We start from the raw sequence: 21232 nt of genomic DNA on the forward strand, positions 1-21232 counted from the left end.
ACAGAACGTAGCGTGCGGATTTACCGCACTACGCTCTTCGGAAGTTGGTTCACAGCACTGCTAGCGCCTGCAGCTTCCCGTATGGGAGGCGCAGTTTTGGTTTCAGCAACGGTGTCCGCTCTTTGATTTGGTGGAAGGCGTCCCAAGTGAGGCGATGGCCTGCCCAGCTGCGACTGCACAACATCTTGCGCCAGTAACGCTCGACGACCCGATAGACTTGTACGAGGCTCCGGAGATTTCCGGCGACGCCGTAGTAAGCATAGTGGCCGCGAAGGACGGCGTTGATTTCGCCAACCTGTTCACTGATCGTTTGATGTCGTATTTGCTGCATGAGCTCTTGCAGAGACGTAAGGCTGCGCCGTAGCCGAGATTTCTCGGTGCGCATCCCAACCTTGAAGTTGCCTTTTCGGTTTCGCGTGCAATAGAGCGTCAGACCCAGAAAGTAGATAGTTTCCGGGCGATTCCTGCCGCGTTTGCCAGCGTGTCTTTGCGCGAACCGACCAAACTCGACCAATTTGGTCTTGGTCGGCTCCAGAGTGAGGCCGAACTTCCCCAACCGTAGGCGCAAGGCATCCTGTACGCGGAGGGCGTCCGATCGATATTGGAAACAGATCACAAAGTCATCGATGTAGCGCACCAGTCGGGCTTCGCCCCGCAACCGGCCCTTCACCACGCGTTCGAACCAGAGGTCGAGAACGTAATGAAGGTACACGTTGCTCAACAGCACGCTAATCGATCCACCTTGCGGGGTTCCCTGCTCGCTCGGATGAACCGCTCCATCTTCCAAGACGCCCGCTTTCAACCAACGCCGGATCAAGCTGATCAGGCGCGGATCGCCGACTCGATGTTCGACAAACCGGAGGACCCAATCATGATTGAGACTCCCGAAGAAGTTCTTCAAGTCCGCCTCCAGCACCCAGCCACTCATGCCGCCGCTGATGACCTCATTGAGGGTCGCCAGGGCGTGATGGGCGCTGAGCTCCGGCCTGCCGCCGAACGAGCAGGGCAAGAAGTCCTGCTCGTAAATAGCGGACAGCACCTCAGCCGTGGTGCGTTGGAGCGCCCGGTCGGCGACAGTTGGCACCCCAAGGGGGCGCTTCTCTGTCTTGCCGGGCTTGGGGATATAGACCCGCCGAATGTTAGGCGCGCGATATCCTTGACGGTGGATGGATTGGAGCACCGGCTCTATCCAGCCCTCGAAGCTCTCCTTCGCCGCCTCCACCGTCTGACCATCCACCCCGGCGGCGGATCGCTTCGGAATCTTTGATAGATTCTCCAGCACCCGGTCGCGCGTGATGTGATGGGCCAGCGAGGTGAAGCGGAGATTTGGCTCCCTTCGAGCTTTCACTGCTATCTGTTCAAGTTTCGTTTCCATGGTCAGCTGATCTTCTCTTTGCATAGAAGGCCGTAACTCCCGTTGAATGGAGCCCATGTCGCCCAAGAACAATTCAACTACCGCTGACCGCTTCCCCATGTGGCCGGCTCTCCCGTCCTCGGAGTACTACCAGTCAGTATGACTTCCACCCGATCATCAGACCCTTCTCACCTCTTCGGCTTGGCAGGTCCTACAAGCGTGCGCTTGAACCGGATGGATCTCCCTTGTTCGCGTTGCTTCCTTTGGTTGCATGCTGGCGGTACGAACCCCGGGAGCACCTCAGACCACTCGCGTTGACGCGGCCTTTGGTTCTGCCTTCCCCTTTTGCGGGACAGGGTCGGCTACTCCGATCACGATCGATTTCGGGGCTATTTTCCCGTTCACTTCATTCCGGCCTACAACCTCCCTGTCTACGCTTCGCAGCGGCCGTTACCGGTCACCACGCAAGACTCGGTTCGCGGCTGCTCGCTAGGCTTTGCCGCGGCCGTCATCGCAGACGGCAGACTTCAACGCGCTTACAAGGCGCAACCCGCCCAGATCCGTGCGTGCGGAGCTACCGCATACGGCTCCTGCCTTGGGTCATGACACGTAACGTGGACTGGGATGCGGATGACAGGCGCGGACTTTCGGGATGTATCGCCCAACTGGCCGGCCTCGATGCCCGAGCTGAGCTAATCAGATGCACAGGTAAGGACTACGCTTCGGCGGGTGGCACCTACGCGGACCGACCCGTGGATGGCTTCACGCGAGACGCCAAGTCGGCCAACGTCGACTGACAGCGAAGGCCGCGATGCGACCTGGCCGAGTTCAAAGGGAAGGAGCAGATCAACGTGCTGCCGGCAAAGATCACCGTCGACCGCGATTTCGTGCTTTCCGACCTCGACCGGCGGGTATTCGGCACTTTCGTGGAGCACCTCGGGCGCGGCGTCTATGGTGGCATCTTCGAGCCGGGTCATCCGACCGCCGATGCCAATGGTTTTCGGGGCGATGTGATGGACCTCACGAAAGAGCTCGGCGCCACCATCATTCGCTACCCGGGCGGAAACTTCTTGTCGGGTTATAATTGGGAGGACGGGGTGGGCCCGGTCGAAGCGCGCCCAAAAAAAGCGCGACCTCGCGTGGTTCTCGACCGAGCCAAACACGTTCGGCACCAATGAATTCATCCAGTGGTGCCGCAAGACGGGCATCGAGCCCATGCTTGGCGTCAACCTCGGTACGCGCGGGCCGGACGAGGCGCGTAATTATCTCGAATACTGCAACCTGCCCACCGGCAGCCACTTCGCCGACCTGCGCAAGGCGCACGGCTTCGAGCAACCTCATCACGTGAAATTCTGGTGCCTCGGCAACGAGATGGATGGGCCATGGCAGATAGGCGCCAAGACCGCCAGGGATTATGGCTGGATCGCGCAGGAGGCCGCCAAGGTCATGCGATGGCTCGACCCGAACCTGGTTTTGTCGGCCTGCGGCTCCTCGCACCGGCAAATGCCGACCTACGGGGCCTGGGAATACGAGGTTCTCGACCAATGCTTCGCTGAGGCGGATTTCATCTCGCTGCACACCTATTTTGCCAACAATAGCAACGAGATTGAGGACTACTTCCGCGTTATCGACGACATGGATGCCTTCATCAAGGAGGTCGTGGCGATCTGCGACGCGGTTGCAGCCAAACGACGCTCCTCCAAGCGCATCATGCTGAGCTTCGACGAGTGGAACGTCTGGTATCGCGCCCGCAGCATCGAGGACCACCGCAAGCCGGGCTGGCCGGCTGCCCCGCCGCTGCTCGAGGAGGTCTATAATGTCGATGACGCGCTCATAGTCGGAGGCGCTCTCATCGCGCTCATGAACAATGCCGACCGGGTGAAATGCGCCTGCTTGGCGCAACTCGTGAATGTGATCGGCGCTATAATGACCGAGACGGGCGGCCCGGCCTGGCGGCAGACCATTTTCTATCCCTTCGCGCTTTCGGCCCGTTATGCGTATGGCCGGGTTATGCAGGCCAAAATCGATGCCCCCGCGCTGCCCGGACGGGACGGTGTCGAGACGAGTTCTCTGCTGGCCACCATCACCAACGATCCTCGGACCGGCGCAAGCGCCGTCTTCGCGCTGAACCGTAGCCCGTGCGAGCCGATCGATCTGGACATTGAGCTCCGCGGCCTCGGCAAGGAGCGCTGGCTGGTCGAGGCATTCGACCTACACCATCCCAACCTCAAAGCCACCAACACCAAGGAGGCGCCCGACACCGTCGTGCCTAAGGCCATCACGGAGATCTCGGTCGAGGGTGAGCGTGTCAAGGTAGGACTCAAGCCTTTGTCCTGGACTGTGATCGCCACTAGGGCGAGCAGCTAAGATCCGAGAGAGGCTCCCGTCGCCCGTGTCGCCGAGGAGCTCGTCGAAGTTGAGGATTGGCTGCGGGCCGTCGCCAACGAAATGGAGATCGAGGACGGCGTCATCTGTGCCTATGGCCTCGGAGACGATAGCGTCCAGGCGTTCACCGACTTCGGCATCGAAAACCTGATCGAGCTCGTCCGGATGCACACATAAAATTCCGACTTGGCTCAAGCGCCGACCGCCGAATAATCCCAATCAGCCTGCGGCCTACGCCGGACTACGCCGGACGGATACGCCCCGTCGCATGAAGGGCAGCAGGTCCTTTCAAGAGCGACGGCTAGGTCGATGTTGCAGCTCAGCTTGCGATCTTTTAGCGACTCCAATCCTATTGACCTTCAACGCGGCGCCGATCAGCCTTTGAGAGGCCGACAGGGTCAGCATGACCGCTTTATGGGATCGTGCTGAGCGGACCTTGATTGCAACGAGGCCTATGAAGCGCGCGACGTCCTGCGGAGTAAACTGGAGGTGTAAGGCAGAGCGTAATTGATCGAGGCCGAACGTTCGCAGGTCCTCCTTGACGTTTGAAAAGCCGAGGCGATCAGGCAATCGCTGGGCGTGGTGCGGCTGCGGGTAACGTTTTGCCTAAGGGGGCCGGCTTACGACCACCAATCCGCAACAGTCCTCCGCCTGCGATCCCAACCACCAATACGTAAAGCCAGCCTTCATACGCGTCCATCAGGTGCGAATTGAAAACTGAGCTTGCAATATTCTGCACTGTCGCAAGCAACCCGATCCAGGCAACCAGGGCCCTGGTGCAGAACAGCCGTACCTGCGCCATCCACATTGCCCAGAGAACGAGGATTCCGACGCCGCCCCATTGGACCGCCGCGGCAAGCGTTTGATTGTGAGGATTGCTTACAATGAGGGCCGAGATTCCAGTTCGCCCAATCGATTCTTGCTCGAAAAGACGTCGGATCGAACCGGTCCCATGACCGAGGACCGGAGCTCTTTCAATGAACTGAAATGACTTGCGCCAAAATTCAAGCCTCTCGGCTGCCGAAGGCTCTTTCTCTCCAATCTGGGCATCTGGCTGGAACGCAGCCAATTCTGTAAAAATCGCAGAGACTTTTCGTTGGAGATTGGGAGATGTCTGCCATAAGGCCCCACATAAGATGCAGACTCCGATGAACCCCACCAACGCAGCTCTTTGGCTCAAGTAACGTATTGTCAGGAGGACCAGCATTATCGGCAAATAGACGAACGCCGTCCGGGCGACGTTGATAAAGGCCAGGTTGGCAAAGAACAGAAAGCTGACCGCTCCCAAGGCCGCAGCCCAATAATGCATCTGCCGAGACGCAGCCTCAAATGCAAGGCCTGCCAAAGCCACCGCAACAAACGAAAAGCCCTGGCTTTGGTCAATGTAATTTCTCACGGGAACGCCGAAGCCACCGGTTCTTTGAACAATCGCCAGTTCCGGCATTGCCGATGCAACGAACGAGTAGATCAGCAGAATCATGTTCGAGACTACGAAGGTAGCGAACACCCATTTAGCGCGCGGACTGGATTGGAAGTGGAACAACAGGAGCGGGAGCAGCAGTAGCTTGGTCATTTTCCCCAAAGCACTGAGCCGCTCAGGCCAAGGTACTTCGCTCGCCCAGATGACCCCTATCGCCGCTAGCAATACGAGCGCCAGCGGCAGAGCGCCGGCGGGATGACTGATAGTAGCGAGCATCCGCTCGGTACGGATCGTTGTCAAAATGCCAAAGAAGAGGACGATCCCAAGTATACTGGTTAGGCTGGTCGACCAAGGTAGTCCGGCGACAAGCGCAAGCACGACGATGTCAACATTCCGGAGCCTCAGACTGTCTGCGCGGCCTACCTCTGGGCCGCTCCAAATTGTGCAGGCGAGCGAGGCTTCCGTCACAAATCGCCGAGAATGAAGTAGAACAGCTGACATTATCTGCATATTGAGTACCGTATCCCAAGCGGGCGGCTGCGCTCGCGCTGAGGGCTTATGAAGCGGATCGATCGCCATGTCGTGATCGGGCCGACTGTGTGTCTTTGGAAGGAAGCGCGAAAGAGGCGGTTACAATTTCCATCACCGCCAAATTCCAGCTAACCGCTCTACAATCGCCCAACCTGGGCAACTAACTCTTTCTGGATCGACGAGGCGTCGGATGATGATCCAGCGTGGTTTCGTGATGGCAATCCACGACGAGCTGATGGACTTGTTCTTGCCAGCGCTGTTGTCGAGCCCAAGCGCGATGTCAGTCAAACGATGAAGCCCTCTTTTAAGAGCGAACAGGTGGTGTCATTCTCGGGTCATGGACATCGATGCATCCAGCTGCCCGCTCCTGCCGATCGCTCAGCGCCCTCGATCGGCGCAGCGAGGCCACACGCTAGATTAGGAATCCCGGCGAGGCACATAGCAGTGGAATAAACTCCCCGCGCGTCCCATTTGGGATGCGTCAGGAAGATCCTTCGCTAGGCCAGCAGCGCATTGCCATTTCCCACACGCCTTCTAGCTCGGAGCGTGTTGCTCCCCCGGCCGCTTGCACCGCCACTCCCTGATTGACGGTCCAGACAAAGCGGGCGAGTTGCTTCGGATCAAAGGCCGGCGGCAGATCACCTTCACGCGCGGCGCGTTCAAAACGCTCGCGAATTGCGGTCTCCGCGCCGTGCCGGTACTGCATCAGAACCGTTCGCGCCGAATCCGCGTCCGGCCCAGACGCGAGCGCACCCTGGACGAGCAGGCAGCCGTCGGGCCGCCTTGGGCGCGTGGCTTGGACGATCGCGGCTCGGATGAGGGACGCAAAAACGCGCCGCGCGGTCGGTTCTTCCAGAGCCGCCCGGAACAGCTCACCATACTTCTCATCGTAGCGCTGGACGGCCTTACGAAAGAGCTCGTCCTTGTTGCCGAACGCCGCATATAGGCTCGGAACGCCGATTGCCATCGCTTCGATCAGCATGCCGATGGATGTGCCCTCGTATCCGTGTCGCCAAAAGACTTCGACTGCCGCGTCCAGCGCTGCATTTACGTCGAACGTTCGGGGTCTACCTAACCGCACAACTCAGTTCCTGAATTCTAGAACGATCATAATATTAGTCTTCTTGACTCTCTCCCGCAATCATCGATATATATAACGATCATTCTATAACGAGATCGGAGATTGCGACATGGCCGATCGCCCATCCCATCGCCTCCGCAACGTCGGAACCGTGTTTGTGCCGGTTGCGGACCAGGACCGCGCGCTTTCCTTCTATAATGATACATTGGGCTTCGAGACGCGATTTGACCTCGAGTATGACAACGGGCTGCGCTGGATTGAGATAGCTCCTCCGGGCAGCGCACACAGGATCGCATTGGTTCCAAGAACCGAAGGCTCGGTGCGCGCTGGACCCCATACCTATTGCGCCCTTGAGGCGGACAATGCCGAAGACATTCACCAGGAACTCAAGTCACGGGGCGTGAAGGTCTCTGAAATAGCCCGCACGGGCTCCGAGCGCACGGGACTGTTTGCGGACAACGTGATCGTCAGAAATCCCGTGCCACCGCAATTCTATTTGCACGATCCGGACGGAAATCGCTTTCTAGTCGTTCAGGCTCGAACGTGATGAGCGCCGAAATACACGCCATCGAAAGCGCACTTCGGATTAGCGAGTTGCAGCGGGTTTGAGCTGGCTTCGGCGTCCTTAAAGCGCGATGAGATTAGAAAGAATCGTCATCACGCTTTAGGTTGTTGTTTGAGCATGATCTCCGCGCAAACGCGTTCCGCTGATGTCGCGAGGGAAAACCGCTTCACATTTTGCGCTAACGCGGCCCTTCGGGTCCGGATCATGCTTCTAGGCCGCGCAGTTTAACTAGATCGATGGCCCAACGGAGATCACGTCGGTGCGCGCGCCCGCAAGCAGCACCGGGCCGGGCCAGAGTGTTGCTTTTTGGCCGCGCGCTGGTGATTCACCCACCAAACTGGGCGCTCGAATCGTGCGCTATGAACTTGCCGATTTTGAATGGGCTGCCATAAAGCCGATATTCGGCGCCACTCGCGCAACAATCGGGCCCTTCAATGAGCAGGCGCCTACTCGGCAAACATGACGCCGTTCAACATCCTGGCGCGTTTGAGCCGCACCTGCAGAGCGTACTTAGACGACGCCAACTCGCACACTTCACATCGGCTGGAGAACTTTTCCGATAGGTCGAGCAGCCGGCCCTCGGTGAACGTTGCGCGCGATAAATGACGGACTCGCCTATCTCAAATGGGACTGGCGTTCCCTCAAAGCTTGCCGCATGGGTACAGAAATCGACACCTACGGCCGGGATATGCAAGGTAACCGACGAACTATTCACTTTGGTGCGATCGCGCCATCGCTCGAGATCCCGCATTCGAGGTTGATTGCAGGATTCTGCGGAGCGATCTCCTTTGTCAAAGGACAAAGGCAGCCAAGACGCGCTGGGCCAACCCCGCCTATCAGCTACCGAAGCTTGAGCAATTGAATGCGCATTCTCGTATCGGGCGGCGCCGGCTTTATCGGGTCGGCGGTTTGCCGTCATTTCGTTTTAGAGCTCGGCTACGAAGTGATCGTGGCGGACAAGCTAACCTATGCGGGGAACTTGGCGTCGTTGACACCCATTGCCAACAATCCGCTCTTTCATTTTGAGCAGCGGGACATCTGCGATGAGGAGGCCGTCGACACCCTGTTCGCGACATATCGCCCCGATGGCGTGATTCACTTGGCCGCCGAGAGCCACGTTGATCGATCGATTTCAGGATCTGATGTCTTCGTGCAAACCAATGTGGTCGGGACCTTCAACTTGCTCGAAGCTGCCCGGCGGTACTTCTCATCTCAAAAGGTGCCAGACTTTCGCTTCGTCCATGTATCGACTGATGAAGTCTATGGCTCGCTCGGAGAGCGCGGACTATTCACGGAAGCTACGCCGTACGATCCAAGCTCTCCTTACTCCGCAACCAAGGCCGCATCAGATCATCTCGCGAAGGCCTGGCATCGGACGTATGGCTTGCCGGTGATCGTTTCCAATTGCTCGAACAATTACGGCCCCTATCACTTCCCGGAAAAGCTCATCCCGTTGATGATCCTCAATGCCCTGAATCGCCAGCCGCTTCCCGTATACGGGACCGGCTCGAATGTTCGCGATTGGCTCCATGTTGAAGACCATGCGCGCGCGCTGGGCCTCATTTTGAAGGGCGGACGACCAGGCGAGACCTACAATATCGGCGGGAGAAATGAACGCCAGAACATCGATGTGGTGCGCCAGGTTTGCTCGTGGATGGACATACTGCGGCCAACTGATCAGTCGCATCACGAACTCATCCAATTTGTGTCGGACCGGCCGGGTCATGACCGCCGCTATGCTATCGACGCCTCAAAGCTCGAAAATGAGCTGGGTTGGCAGGCGCAAGAGACATTTGAAACTGGACTTGCGAAGACGGTCCGTTGGTACCTGCTAAACCAACATTGGTGGCAGCCCTTAAGAGAGAAGATATATGCCGGCGAACGCCTCGGTCTCGTAAGGGAATGAGGATATCGTGCGCCTCTACGTGATCGGGACGAAGGGACAAGTATCAAGGTCCCTCAGAGAGTTGGCTGCGCTCGTGAGTGACGCGGTCATTGGTTTTGCGGCCCGGCCCGAGCTCGATCTCACGCGGCCAAAATCCGTGGCCAGTGCAATTATGTCGTTCAGGCCGGATATCGTGATCAATCCAGCTGCCTACACAGCTGTTGATCGGGCGGAAACGGAATCCGATCTAGCCTATGCCATAAACCGCGACGCGGCCGGCGAAGTCGCGAAAGCGGCAAACGCGATTGGTGCGACCATCATTCATCTCTCCACTGATTACGTTTTCGACGGCGCAAAGCAGGGTCGTTACCTAGAGACGGACGAGCCTAATCCGCAAGGCGTTTATGGACGCTCCAAACTGGAGGGCGAACTTGCTGTTGCCGCGGCCAATCCCCGCCACGTGATCTTGAGGACGTCTTGGGTTTATGCGCCGTTTGGGCACAATTTCGTTCGCACTATGCTGAAGGTCGGCGCGGAACGAGAGTGCGTTCGCGTGGTTGGCGATCAACGGGGCTGCCCGACCTATGCACCCGACATCGCCGCTTCGATCGTCTCAATGGCCAGAAGGTTGAGACAATGGCAGCAGCAATACAGCGGGATTACCCACCTCGCCGGGTTAGACGCTATGACGTGGCATGAATTTGCCGGTCTGATCTTTAGCGAAAGCGCGAAACGAGCGGGTCCCTCGGCCGCAGTCGAAACCATTTCGTCCGCTGAATATCCGACTGCAGCCGTACGGCCTGCCAATTCACAGCTGTCGACTGAAAGATTGCGCTCACTTTTCGAGATCAGCTTGCCACCGACACCATCATCCATCTCGGCCTGCTTGGACCGCATTTCGCATGAGGGGAAAGGACTATGAAGGGAATCATCCTTGCCGGGGGCAACGGTACGCGCCTTTATCCAATGACGGCCGTGACATCCAAGCAGCTTCTGCCGGTCTACGACAAGCCGATGATCTACTACCCCCTTACAACCCTGATGCTCGCAGGTATTCGAGACATTTTGATTATAGCAACACCCCACGACCTTCCGTTGTTTCAGTCCCTTCTTGGAGATGGAAATCAATGGGGGCTGTCATTGTCGTATATGGCGCAGCCAAAACCTGAAGGGCTGGCGCAAGCCTTTATTATTGGTGCGACGTTTGTGGAAGGGCACAATTCAGCGCTTATCCTGGGCGATAACATCTTCTTTGGACACGGCCTTCCTGCGCTGCTTGCGAACGCAAGTGCTCGCACAAACGGCGCCACCGTGTTCGCCTATCAGGTCTCAGATCCTGAGCGTTACGGTGTTGTCACTTTTAATGAGAGCGGTAAGGCCAATTCCCTTGAGGAGAAGCCAAGACAACCAAAGTCCAACTTTGCCGTGACGGGGCTTTATTTCTATGACCCGCAGGTTGTCCATCTGGCAGCAGATATACGGCCTTCGGCTAGGGGCGAGCTAGAGATCACCGATCTGAACAGGGCATACCTCGATCGGGAACAACTTGCTGTCGAGCGCATGAGTCGCGGCTTCACGTGGCTTGACGCCGGAACGCCCGACAGCCTGCTCACGGCTGCAGAATTTGTTTCCGTGCTTGAGCGACGTCAGGGATTCAGAATTGCGTGTCCGGAGGAGATTGCCTTCGGACAGGGGTTCATTGATCGCGACCAGCTGATGCGGCTCGCCGGAACGTTGGGAAAAGGTGACTACGCGCGATACATCGTCGGCGTCGCCGATGGCCACAGCTGACATTGGAACAGTGCGTCAGCATAGAGAGCCTGCAAGAAAGTGTTCCACAAACTCGCTTCAGATGAATACCTCGACTATTTGAGGTCGCGCGCGCGTCGCTTACCGAACTGGATGCGCTCGCCGCTCAAACGTCTATTCAAGGCTACGAACCAACTGCAAAATCGGCGATACCAGAGCTGGGTGCAACAATACGACACGCTGACGCCGTCAGATATTCACGCAATCCGTCGTCACCTAGACTTGTTGCGATACAAGCCCCTCTTGTCCGTCGTTATGCCGGTTTATAACCCGCCGACCTGGGCTCTCACTGCAGCAATTGAAAGCGTTCGCGAGCAATTGTACCCCAATTGGGAGCTGTGCATTGCCGATGATGCATCGCCGGATCGGCAGGTACACGCCTTGCTGGAAGCGTCGACGCGAGACCCCCGAATCAAACTGGTCCGGCGAGCCGTTAACGGCAACATTTCGGCTGCCTCCAATTCTGCGTTATCGCTCGTTCAAGGCGAGTTCGTCGCCTTGATGGATCACGACGACGTACTGGCTTCGCACGCCCTCTATGAGGTGGTCGTGGCGCTCAATGACCGCTCCGATCTCGATATCATCTACAGCGATGAAGATCAGATCGATCGGCGGGGCCGCCGTCAGACTCCATATTTCAAGACGGACTGGAACAAAGAACTGTTCCTGGGCCATAACCTCATTAGTCATTTGGGAGTCTATCGGCGCTCTCTCCTGGAGAGCGTCGGCGGATTTCGATTGGGTTTTGAGGGTAGTCAAGACTACGATCTCGCGCTGCGCTGCATTGAATCGAGCTCACCCGATCGCATTCATCACATTCCAACTGTCCTTTATCACTGGCGTCGCAATTTTGGAGCGCGCTCGTTCTCCGAAGCAATACCTGCGCGGTGTGCTCAAGCCGCTCGACGGGCCATCGACGAGCACCTGCAGAGAGGTCATGAGAACGCCGTCGCGGAATCACATCCCGTTTTGCCGGATTGGGTGCGGGTTCGCCGACAGCCTCCAACACAGGCGCCGACTGTCACACTCATTGCGCCGACGCTCAGTAGAACAAGCTTGCGTGTCGCTCACGCAAGAAGCCTTCTTGAGCAAACCGACTATCCGAAACTCGAGGTTCTTGTGGTCGATCACGAAAGCCGGTCTACGGAACCCCCATCGCTGCTTCAAAGGCTCAGTGAAGATCGCCGCGTTCGTATCCTCACGTACAGCGGGCCGTTCAATTATTCTGCAATGATCAATATGGCGGCCCATCAGGCAAACGGAGCAATACTCGGTTTGTTGAGTGATGATATTGAGGTTATCAATCCGGGCTGGCTTTCCGAAATGGTCTCATGGGCCGTTCGAGACGACGTTGGTGCGGTTGGAGCCAAGCTCATCTATTCGGATGGTCGAGTTCGACATGGCGGATTGGCACTTGGCTTGCCTGGTATTGCCAGTCCGTTCAATTATCGATTGCGCCGAGACGCGGCCGGGTATTTCGGTCGGAACGCGCTTGTGTCCGAAGTCTCCGCCGTAGATGGAGCCTGTCTTCTTCTACGAAGATCGGTGTACGAACAGGTTGGCGGACTGAATGAAATCAATCTGCCCACTGCCTTTAATGATGTTGACCTTTGTCTGAAACTCAGACGCTGCGGGTACCGGAACATCTGGACCCCGCATGCGGAGCTCTATCATCATCAATTCAGGCGCGACAACTCCGACGCGCCAGAAGACCATTCGAAAGATTTACGAAGCGAGACTGCCTACATGCTCAAAACATGGAGCCAGGAGCTGTCGCGTGATCCCTTCCACAACGACAATCTCGCCAATGACGCGACAACCTCCTTTGAGCTCGCGTTTCCTCCGCGACGTCGGAAGCCATGGACAGAACAATATGCGGCACGAGTTGATTGTTCGGTGATTGAGGGGCGACCCTTTAGCGAAGAGGTCACCAGTTCAAGCGCCACAACATCCAGATCCGCTGCCAGCCGACTGCATGATTGATGCGACCAACGTCAGACCTAAAGTCTTGCAATCTTGAGACGACCTCAGTACGCCGCAAAGTAACCGAGCAAGCCGATGCACCCATTGTCTGTTGATCGAAGTCAGTTCGACGTCCGCCTCCCGGCGTCGACGACCGCGCGAGGCTTCAAGAGCGCCCGCTTGGACCTTTGGGATGGCCTAACTCATTGGAGGCTTTGGGGGTCTTTAGGTTGGAACGAGATCGTCCAGCGGTATCGGCGCTCCGTGCTAGGCCCGTTTTGGTTGACCGCCAGTATGGGGGTCATGGTCATCGCTATGGGCGTGGTATATGCGGAGCTCTTTCAGCAGGAAGTCGACCGATTTATTCCGTTTTTCTGTTCCGGCATGTTGGTCTGGACGTTGCTGTCGAGCTATTTGACGGAGAGTGGGACGCTGTTCACCGGCTCTGAGTGCTACATTAAGCAGATTAGCCTGCCTTTCTCGGTCTATGTTTTTCGTTTCAACTGGACCAAGTTGATCATTTTTGCACACAACTTCATCGTTTATTTCGGCGTCATCATCTATTTCAGAATTTGGCCCGGGTCGGTTGGCCTTTTAGCCATCGTTGGCCTCTTGGCCATCGTTGTGAATGGGATCTTTGCAAGCCTGACAATTGGAATGGCCTCCGCGAGATTTCGCGACATTCCGCAAGTCATCAATTCGGCCGTCCAGATTCTGTTCTTTCTTACACCGATCTTTTGGCGGCCAGAGTCACTGAAGGGGCACTCCTTCATCACCCGGTACAATCCTTTTTTTCATCTGCTGCAAGTGGCGCGCGCGCCGCTCCTGGGAGAGCTGCCATCAACAGAGAACTACTGCGCAGTAGGATTGATCACAGCTCTCAACATCAGCATCTCAGTCTATTTGCTTTCGCGCTTCCGCGGCCGAATCGCGTATTGGATCTAAGGATGGTTACATCAGCCCTTGACCAGACGCCTCTGCTCGCGCTTGAGGATGTAAGCGTTTCCTTTCCTATCTACCAAACAGGTTCGCGCTCTCTCAAAAAACATCTGCTGTTTCGTGGCACTGGCGGTCAGCTTGCAACCGATGCCAGTCATCGGATCGTCGTTGAGGCGCTCAGAAACGTCTCTTTCCAGTTGACTGCCGGTGATCGCATAGCCCTCATCGGCAGTAATGGGGCCGGCAAGACGACCTTGCTTCGCGTCATGGCCGGAGTCTACCAACCGACAATCGGGAACGTAACGTCCTGTGGCCGAATTTCACCTCTGTTTGATATCGCCCTGGGAATCGATGCTGACTTGAGCGGATATGACAATATCCGGCTGCGCGGCATGCTGCTTGGGCTAAGCTCAAGCGAGATAGAATCGCACATGGCGGACATCGGCGATTTTACCGGCCTCGGTGACTATCTGAGCATCCCGGTACGCACCTATTCGTCGGGTATGATGACGCGATTGACGTTCGCCGTGGCAACCTGTTTCTCGCCAGAAATCCTATTGATGGATGAATGGATCATGGCTGGTGATGCAGCTTTTCTTGCCAAAGCGCAGCGTCGTGTAGCTTCCTTCGTCGAGCGAGCCAGCATCCTGGTACTAGCTTCTCATAGCTCCGAAATTTGTCGGCAGTGGTGCACGAAAGCCATCTGGATGGAGCGCGGTGAAATCCAGATGTTTGGTGAAATTGAAGCTGTCCTACAAGCCTACTCTGAGATCTGTGCTGGCGGTCCGTGATACTTGCTAGCATCTGTTCGGGACTGAGCTTGGGGCCGTGCCGAATGACAAGCATGCAAGGCGGCGCAGTCTCAAGGAGATGCGACTCCGAGGACAGACGCCTCGCGTCGGGATGACTCTCATTGAGAGCCGCGCCGATGCCGCGATAGAACCAAGCCGATCCCTTCAAGGGGATTATGAACCTCGTCCATCCTCGATTCACGAGAAGGTGTGCGCAAGAATGACGCTGACAGTAACGCGCGTGGCGGCATTAGAGAGCCCGGAAGGCGCGCGTTCTTCACTCGCCGCGCGTAGGCCGGATCATCGACGCAGATACGTTGTGGATCAGGTCCAGTGTTAAGCGCGTGCGACGACATCCGATGCCGGATTGACTTGATGCACGTCAGCGATAAGCACATCGCCGTAAAAGAGATGGGTAACGCGCGGCACGGCATGTGCCGGCACCCAAGTGGCACAGTCGGGGTCCCCTGCTTGCTTCTATAGGACTGCTACGCGTCTACATCGGTCGAGGAGCGCTGGTTGGTATCGACGAGTTACTTCCGCACAGCGCTGTCGCCAACTTCTTGCCGGATTGCGACAGACTCAACTTTAGATTAGATCCCCCTTCACTGCAGGTTTACAACTAGGAGTTCCCATGGGCGCGTCTGATGATCTCTCGATCGTGGCTATTATTCCCATGTACAACGGCGCCACGTTCATCAAAGAATCGGTCGCGAGCGTGCTGGCTCAGACCCTTCCCCCGAGCGAAGTTCTGGTTGTGGACGACGGCTCAACCGATGATGGAGTGGCCATCGTCGCGAGCCTGGCGATGGTACATCCGAGGATCAGGCTGCTTCGCAAGGCGAACGGCGGCCAATCGTCTGCTCGAAATTATGGCGTCTCCCAGTCCAAAAGCCGTCTGATTGCCCTGCTTGATCAGGACGATGTCTGGCATCCTCATCATCTCGAGATGCTGTCCAAACCATTCCAAAAGAAACGCGGAATTCCGCTTGGCTGGGTCTACAGCAATCTTGATGAAATCGATGAAAGCGGCGGGATGGTCACAAAGCGCTATTTGGATAAGGTGCCCGCCCAACATCCGAAACTAAGCATTATCGAGTGTCTGGCCAAGGACATGTTCATCCTGCCATCAGCCTCACTCATCTCGCGCCGAGCATTCGAGGCCGTCGGTGGATTCGATGAAAGGCTATCCGGTTATGAGGACGATGACCTATTTCTGCGGCTATTTCGCGCTGGATACGATCACGTCTATCTTGACGAACCTCTTTCGAAATGGCGCATTTATCCAGGCTCGACATCGTATAGCCCGCGCATGGCGAGGTCCCGTATGATCTACGCATCCAAGCTTGCGACGACCTTCCCCGACAATCCTCGCCAGAATCGATATTTCGTGCGTGACCTGATCGCGCCGCGGTTCTACGCAAACCTGCACGGTGAATACGTAACGGCCCTTCGCCGGGGTGACCGCGAGGCAATGGACCGCGTCCTGAGCGACATTGGATCAATCCTGCCGCACTTGAGGAAGCGACATGCTTTGATGTTTCGTTCGATGGGCACTTTGCTGCGTGATCCAACGATTGGCTACGTCGGTGTCGGTATCAGGCATTGTCTGACAGGACTGATGCGGGCTCGTCTGTCGTGAAGGGAGCCGCGATGGTCCAGCAAGCAGCAAAGGCAGTTTCTGAGCACATTCGAACGATTGATGACCCTGATCAAGCGGGCGGACTATCTATTGCACAGAGCCCGCGCATTTGAACGAGCATCATCGCCATACGCGAAATCTTTCTCTTGTTTACGGCAAACGCGAACAGCACCCACTTGGTAAGAAAGGAAGGCGCCGGACCGGCGCCTCCCACGTTAGCTTAGATGTCCTCGACAATGCGGTCCGCTTTAACGGCGGCCTCGATGTACCGCGAAATCGGCCCGCCCGCCTTGAAGTGCAGGTCGCGCTCGATGCCGAGGCCAAAGCGGCCGCTGTAAGCAGCGAGCTCGGTCAGGCTTACGGTTCCGAATTCAGGGAAGCCCATGCCAAGATCGCAAAGCCCCCAGGCAACAGTCTCATCCGAGGGATCAATTTCGGTGAGCAGCCAAGTCGCGGCCCCGGAAGGATTGAACAGCTTGACGACGGGTGCGAAATCAATCTCGTCAGGCGTTCCCCTGACGGCGGCTTGTCGCCGGCCATTGTCGAGCAGTTTCTGGCGCTGGGATTCAGTGAGCAGTTTCATGGCGAGTCCTTTCGGCAACGGAGACGCCGGGATTGGCGATCTCGTTGCCGTTCGGACGCGCAAGGCGGGAATGAGCGAAGCAGTCAAGACCGTAATGGGAGGCAGGCCGTAGGCGGGGACCGTTCGGTGTTGACGGCGAGCGCCGCCTTGCAAGCTAAACGGCAACGATGAGAGATCGCCAAGCCCGGCGATCTGATCGAATAGACTGCGAAGCCTCGACAGCGAGCGGATAACACTTGCCGTCTGGTCACATGCCTCCGGCGAGTGCCGGCTGCGCAAAGAGCCAGGTCGAAGGAAGATGGGCAGCAACTTCTTTTGGGAGACTGCGTGCGCGGCGAAGTGGAGGAGCCAAAACCTTCAAGAGCGCGGCGTAGGCCGCGCTAAGGCGGAGCCCCAAGCGCCCCCACGGCCCCGTATATGCGCACGCTTGTCAGTCCTCGCCAGGTGCTGCGATGTCAGATTGGCGGAGCAATGCCGCAGCAAGCAAGGCTGATAGAGCATAGCCGAAGCCCGGCAATATCAGCGTAACCCCGTAGCCTAATCTTGCCGCGAGAAACCCGCTCGCCGCGAAGCCCACCAGTGCGAATGCCGACATCACCGAAGTCAGGAACGTGACGTCTGTTCCCGTCTTGCCCGGCCTGGCAAGCCCGAGAAACCAGCTCGTGAACGTAACATGCTGGACTGCGAGCGCGGCGAACACCATCCCAACGCTCGCGACGGCGCTCACGCTTACGTCCAAATAGTGATCGATCACCGAAAGCCCTCCAAAACCGATGGCCAGGACGGCGCAGCCCCATATCAGGCCCCGGTGCGGCGCCATTCGCGTCAGGATCGCGCTCGTCAGCGGCGCAATGATAGTATACGTCACTACGTTCGAGAGCGCTCCGATCCAGCCGATATCTGCCGCGGCAAAGCCGATATCAACGAGCCGTAACTGCACCGTTGCGAACGCCACAGCGATTCCGATAACGCCGGGCGCGATAAAGGCAGCCGTCGTCCACAGGTCGTTGTTGCGTAGCATCGCAAAGATGGACAGGTGCTGTGGCGAGCGTGACCGGCCCTTGCAAAGAAGCGGTTCAGGAATCGCAAACACCCATCCAGCGAAGACGGCTACCAGTAGCGTCAAACCGAGCAAAGCCGGGCGCCAGCCGAAAATCTCGATCAATTGCAGGCAGACCGCGCCACCGATTACGTGGCCGATGGCCCGGCCCCACCCCAGCAGCGCGGCCCCGAGCGGTCGCTCGCCGGAATCGAGCGTGTCCGCTATGTACCCCAACGTTGCGATCCGCTGCGTGGCGGCAATAGTCGCAAGCGCGAGAGAGACAAGAAAAACTGGCACGAAGTCGGTCTTCGGGTTCAGAAATGCCATCGTTGCCAGCACAGTGGTACTGGCGACTTGAGTCACCAGGATCCATGAACGTCTCAGCCCGAGACGATTGAGGCTCCATCGATCCACGACCGGAGCCCAAAGGAAGTTAACGGCGAAGGCAACGAATGCCGTGCCATACAAGCCGACGAGTTCCAGGCTGGCGCCGTTGCCACGGAGGATCACCGGAATGGCCGAATAGATGAACGCGATCGCCAGATACTGCTGACTGGCCAACGCAACCATTCCGATGTGTGGCATGAAGCGACTTTCCATCAACCTCTTCCTCCGAAAGAGCGATTGCGCATGTGCGCTCAAATCGTGGTTTGAATAGACAGCGGAACAGCGTAGCCGCGCCTGAAAGCGGGATATGCTTTCGAGATCTCGAGAAAGCGGCGAGGCCGGAGACAGCTCGTCCGTTTCGATCACTCGTTGGCCAACTTGCAACGTCTTCCACTTGCCCGCCGATGTGCCTTATTGCCTAAAGCAATCCCGCCTGGTCCCGAGTGGCCCCTGCGATTTCAATATTGCGCAATCCGAATGAGGCGCAGGCAAACGCTGTCGCCTCAGCTGCGTTCAGGACCTCGCGTTAAGGATTGCGATCACCGAACGAACATCCGTGCAGACCACAATTGGCCACAAGATCGTTGTTCGTCGCGGGCTCCGTCGCGCTCGATCGGGGTGAAGTATGGATGGTCGTTCCTACCTCCGATCAGGTTGTGCGCAAAGGATGCACACTGCGACTGACCATGATCTTTTCGAGCAAAGCTTCCTCTTGGGAAAACGGGGCTGTCGACGACGCCGCCATATCGACAAGCATGGATAGCTGAATCATCTCCAGCGGCAACCATCGCCGAATTGCGCGCGAATAGATCTTCTGATCCGCTCCAAACAGTAGGGGGCGGCTTCACTGCTGGCGGAAAGCCCGCCAAATTGGCTGCGCAGCTTGCGAGGGGCACAATTGTTGTGGCTCCGCAGGAACGAACTCCAGATCGCATCAAATACTCCGCTGCGCTCTCCCGCTCTTCAGCCGAGCGCCCTGAAACTGGCGTCGGTGAGGGCGGTAGGAGCGAAGCAAGCAGCGTGCCGCTTGAAGCTTTCAGGTTCTCCAGCGCCTCGTATTGGGTGTGCGCGTCGAATTTGAGACATTGGTCGCAGGCCTGACAATCGCGCTGTAGCGTTTCGGCTGTATAGACCGCGCCAACCCACACGCAATTCAAAGGCCGAACGCTCGGATTGACACGCGTACCCTGCGTGCCGCCACCAACAGGTGCAGGTCGCGCGCGCCCACCAGGTACGGACGCTCATGGCGGGATAACGGGCGGCGATCAATTATCGCCCGTCCTGCCCGCTCACCTCGCCGATCAGTTGAATCCTGTCCGGCAGCCTTGTCCGCGCCAGGCGTTCGAAGCGTGATCAGTCGAGCGCAGAGTCCAGAGCTTGAGGTTCAGCTCTGAACGCCTGCGCGTCAATCAGACGGAGCGCGGTCTCACCCTTGGCGGCGGCCTCCAGTATTTTCGAAGCGACGTGCGTGCGAGCTCCGGTTTGAAGACGCGGAACGTCCTCGCAGACCTCGTCGAACACGGCGCGCAACAGCGTCGTCGTGGCAGCATCGAACATGGGAAGCCCCCAAGCAAAGAGAGATAGCCTACCGCAAACACGCGCTGCGGCGATTCAACATTGCTACGGGCGCTCCAACGGAGGAGAGCTGCGGGCGGTCTGGCGGGCTTTCGCGCCCCAGCATCGATCCCGAACCCGCCGTGCGCCGGTGCTTCGTTTCAAGCTCGCAGAGTTCGAGAGACGCTGCCCCGCCGCCGAGCATCCATTGCCCGCTCGCCGCCCGGGACAGCGAAACATTTGCCGCTTCTTCCCGTTGTCGCCGGGGCGCAGCAAGTGAAAGGTTTTTCGATGAAGAAGATTGCAATGTCGGCGCTGATGGTCGGCGCTCTTGGTCTGGCCTCGGTGGCCACGACGTCTCCGGCCGAAGCCCATTGGCGAGGAGGCTGGGGCGGCTGGGGACCAGGCATCGCAGGCGGCCTGGTCGCGGGCGCGGTTATCGGCGGCCTCGCTTCTTCGGCCTACGCCTGGGGCCCGGGCTATGGCTACTACGGCGGGCCTGGCTACTATCGAGCCGGCTATTACGGTGGGCCCTACGCCTACGACTACGGGTACGACGAACCATATCGCTGGGGCGGCGGCCACACTACGACCTACTATACGGCGCCCGTGTCTTACGGCTATCGCTACCGCCGTGTCGTGCGCCCTGCCTACGCCTATTACGGCGGATCCTATCCGGTCGTTCGGCATCGCTGGCATCGTCATCATCACTGGTGAGGCCGGTCCAACTGCACGATCGAGGCCGCGCTCCAGAAGGCGCGGCCTTTTGCGTTGAAGCCAATCGAGAACTTTCCGCTCACCACCATCCGCCGGCAAATGGGTCGTGCCGATCGAAGGCAAGCCGTCGTTCGGGCACTCTCGTCGACGGCTTCGCCGAGCGCTTGGGATGCGGACGTGCCTGGGCGAAGCGGGCGGGCGGTTCTTTCTTGACCTCTGCGGACGGTGCTGCGGGCATAGCGGTCATGGCTTGGCGCATCTGCTCCCGCGGGTCTTCGGGGATAGCATTCGCCTGCACGACGTTTGGCACGTCGGCGCGTGGACGCGTGTCGAATACGATCTTCTCCGGAAGGCTTCGCGCCGAGCTAATCCGGATGATGGTCCTGTCAGGATCCGCCACGGCGGCAGTTTCGACCGGAGCCGGCAGGTAGCGATCCGCAGCGAAGAGCAGCGCCAGCAGCAGGCCGCCGACGAAGACGAAATAACGAATGATCGGCATGGACGGCCGCTCGCAAATGAGAAATCAGCTATCGGCGGTGGCCGGATTGGAGGGGCGGGCCGCTGCTTTCAGCGACCCGCCCGGAG

At 58.0% G+C, this 21232-nt stretch carries 18 protein-coding genes; 11 read left to right on the forward strand and 7 right to left on the reverse strand.

The window, feature by feature from the left end; all coding sequences use genetic code 11:
• Window positions 1-49: 49 nt before the first annotated feature.
• Window positions 50-1399 carry a group II intron reverse transcriptase/maturase gene (gene ltrA / locus Q2941_RS35975; protein WP_458195441.1) on the reverse strand — a complete coding sequence of 450 codons (1350 nt, stop codon included), beginning with the start codon at window positions 1397-1399 and terminating at the stop codon, window positions 50-52.
• 806 nt (window positions 1400-2205) lie between these two features.
• Between ltrA and Q2941_RS35980 the strand changes: the two genes are divergently transcribed.
• Together Q2941_RS35980 and Q2941_RS35985 are read left to right on the forward strand one after the other, a co-directional pair.
• Window positions 2206-2532 carry a hypothetical protein gene (locus Q2941_RS35980; protein WP_458195442.1) on the forward strand — a complete coding sequence of 109 codons (327 nt, stop codon included), beginning with the start codon at window positions 2206-2208 and terminating at the stop codon, window positions 2530-2532.
• Entirely contained in the window at window positions 2438-3721 is a 1284-nt protein-coding gene (locus tag Q2941_RS35985) for an alpha-N-arabinofuranosidase (RefSeq protein WP_479684041.1), read from the forward strand. Before Q2941_RS35980 ends, Q2941_RS35985 begins: the two co-directional genes overlap by 95 nt.
• A gap of 580 nt (window positions 3722-4301) precedes the next feature.
• Here the strand turns inward: Q2941_RS35985 and Q2941_RS35990 are convergent.
• Complete coding sequence (locus tag Q2941_RS35990) at window positions 4302-5537, reverse strand: O-antigen ligase family protein (protein WP_458195444.1); 1236 nt, start codon at window positions 5535-5537, stop codon at window positions 4302-4304.
• Between the two features lie 634 nt (window positions 5538-6171).
• Window positions 6172-6771 carry a TetR/AcrR family transcriptional regulator gene (locus Q2941_RS35995; RefSeq protein WP_458195445.1) on the reverse strand — a complete coding sequence of 200 codons (600 nt, stop codon included), beginning with the start codon at window positions 6769-6771 and terminating at the stop codon, window positions 6172-6174.
• A 109-nt stretch (window positions 6772-6880) separates the two neighbouring features.
• Here Q2941_RS35995 and Q2941_RS36000 point away from each other — a divergent pair, with 109 nt between their 5' ends.
• The 8 genes from Q2941_RS36000 (at window position 6881) to Q2941_RS36035 (ending at window position 16364) form a co-directional block, all read left to right on the forward strand.
• Window positions 6881-7318 (forward strand): VOC family protein, encoded by a 438-nt coding sequence (locus Q2941_RS36000; RefSeq protein WP_458195446.1) that lies wholly within the window; start codon window positions 6881-6883, stop codon window positions 7316-7318.
• Window positions 7319-8198: 880 nt separating this feature from the next.
• Window positions 8199-9242, forward strand: coding sequence for a dTDP-glucose 4,6-dehydratase (rfbB, locus tag Q2941_RS36005; protein ID WP_458195447.1), 1044 nt, complete (start codon window positions 8199-8201; stop codon window positions 9240-9242).
• Between the two features lie 19 nt (window positions 9243-9261).
• Complete coding sequence (rfbD, locus tag Q2941_RS36010; RefSeq protein ID WP_458195463.1) at window positions 9262-10143, forward strand: dTDP-4-dehydrorhamnose reductase; 882 nt, start codon at window positions 9262-9264, stop codon at window positions 10141-10143.
• Window positions 10140-11012 (forward strand): glucose-1-phosphate thymidylyltransferase RfbA, encoded by an 873-nt coding sequence (gene rfbA, locus Q2941_RS36015; RefSeq protein ID WP_458195448.1) that lies wholly within the window; start codon window positions 10140-10142, stop codon window positions 11010-11012. Before rfbD ends, rfbA begins: the two co-directional genes overlap by 4 nt.
• Before the next feature lie 39 nt (window positions 11013-11051).
• The gene (locus Q2941_RS36020; protein WP_458195449.1) at window positions 11052-13013 is read left to right on the forward strand and encodes a glycosyltransferase family 2 protein; all 1962 of its coding nucleotides are present in this window, start codon (window positions 11052-11054) and stop codon (window positions 13011-13013) included.
• A gap of 159 nt (window positions 13014-13172) precedes the next feature.
• Window positions 13173-13937 carry an ABC transporter permease gene (locus tag Q2941_RS36025; RefSeq protein WP_458195450.1) on the forward strand — a complete coding sequence of 255 codons (765 nt, stop codon included), beginning with the start codon at window positions 13173-13175 and terminating at the stop codon, window positions 13935-13937.
• A 2-nt stretch (window positions 13938-13939) separates the two neighbouring features.
• Window positions 13940-14722: an ABC transporter ATP-binding protein gene (locus Q2941_RS36030; protein WP_458195451.1), complete on the forward strand. Its 783-nt coding sequence runs from the start codon at window positions 13940-13942 to the stop codon at window positions 14720-14722.
• A gap of 634 nt (window positions 14723-15356) precedes the next feature.
• The gene (locus Q2941_RS36035) at window positions 15357-16364 is read left to right on the forward strand and encodes a glycosyltransferase family 2 protein (protein ID WP_458195452.1); all 1008 of its coding nucleotides are present in this window, start codon (window positions 15357-15359) and stop codon (window positions 16362-16364) included.
• A gap of 220 nt (window positions 16365-16584) precedes the next feature.
• On the opposite strand, the gene Q2941_RS36040 is transcribed toward Q2941_RS36035, so the two are convergent.
• The 3 genes from Q2941_RS36040 to Q2941_RS36050 form a co-directional block, all read right to left on the reverse strand.
• Complete coding sequence (locus Q2941_RS36040) at window positions 16585-16947, reverse strand: DUF2958 domain-containing protein (RefSeq protein ID WP_458195453.1); 363 nt, start codon at window positions 16945-16947, stop codon at window positions 16585-16587.
• Window positions 16948-17377: 430 nt separating this feature from the next.
• Window positions 17378-18589: an MFS transporter gene (locus Q2941_RS36045; RefSeq protein ID WP_458195454.1), complete on the reverse strand. Its 1212-nt coding sequence runs from the start codon at window positions 18587-18589 to the stop codon at window positions 17378-17380.
• Between the two features lie 1140 nt (window positions 18590-19729).
• Complete coding sequence (locus Q2941_RS36050) at window positions 19730-19933, reverse strand: hypothetical protein (protein WP_458195455.1); 204 nt, start codon at window positions 19931-19933, stop codon at window positions 19730-19732.
• Window positions 19934-20221: 288 nt separating this feature from the next.
• Here Q2941_RS36050 and Q2941_RS36055 point away from each other — a divergent pair, with 288 nt between their 5' ends.
• Window positions 20222-20647 carry a hypothetical protein gene (locus Q2941_RS36055; protein ID WP_458195456.1) on the forward strand — a complete coding sequence of 142 codons (426 nt, stop codon included), beginning with the start codon at window positions 20222-20224 and terminating at the stop codon, window positions 20645-20647.
• A gap of 79 nt (window positions 20648-20726) precedes the next feature.
• On the opposite strand, the gene Q2941_RS36060 is transcribed toward Q2941_RS36055, so the two are convergent.
• Window positions 20727-21146 (reverse strand): hypothetical protein, encoded by a 420-nt coding sequence (locus tag Q2941_RS36060; protein ID WP_458195457.1) that lies wholly within the window; start codon window positions 21144-21146, stop codon window positions 20727-20729.
• Between the last annotated feature and the right edge of the window lie 86 nt (window positions 21147-21232).

It is taken from the genome of Bradyrhizobium sp. UFLA05-153 (genome assembly GCF_054185185.1).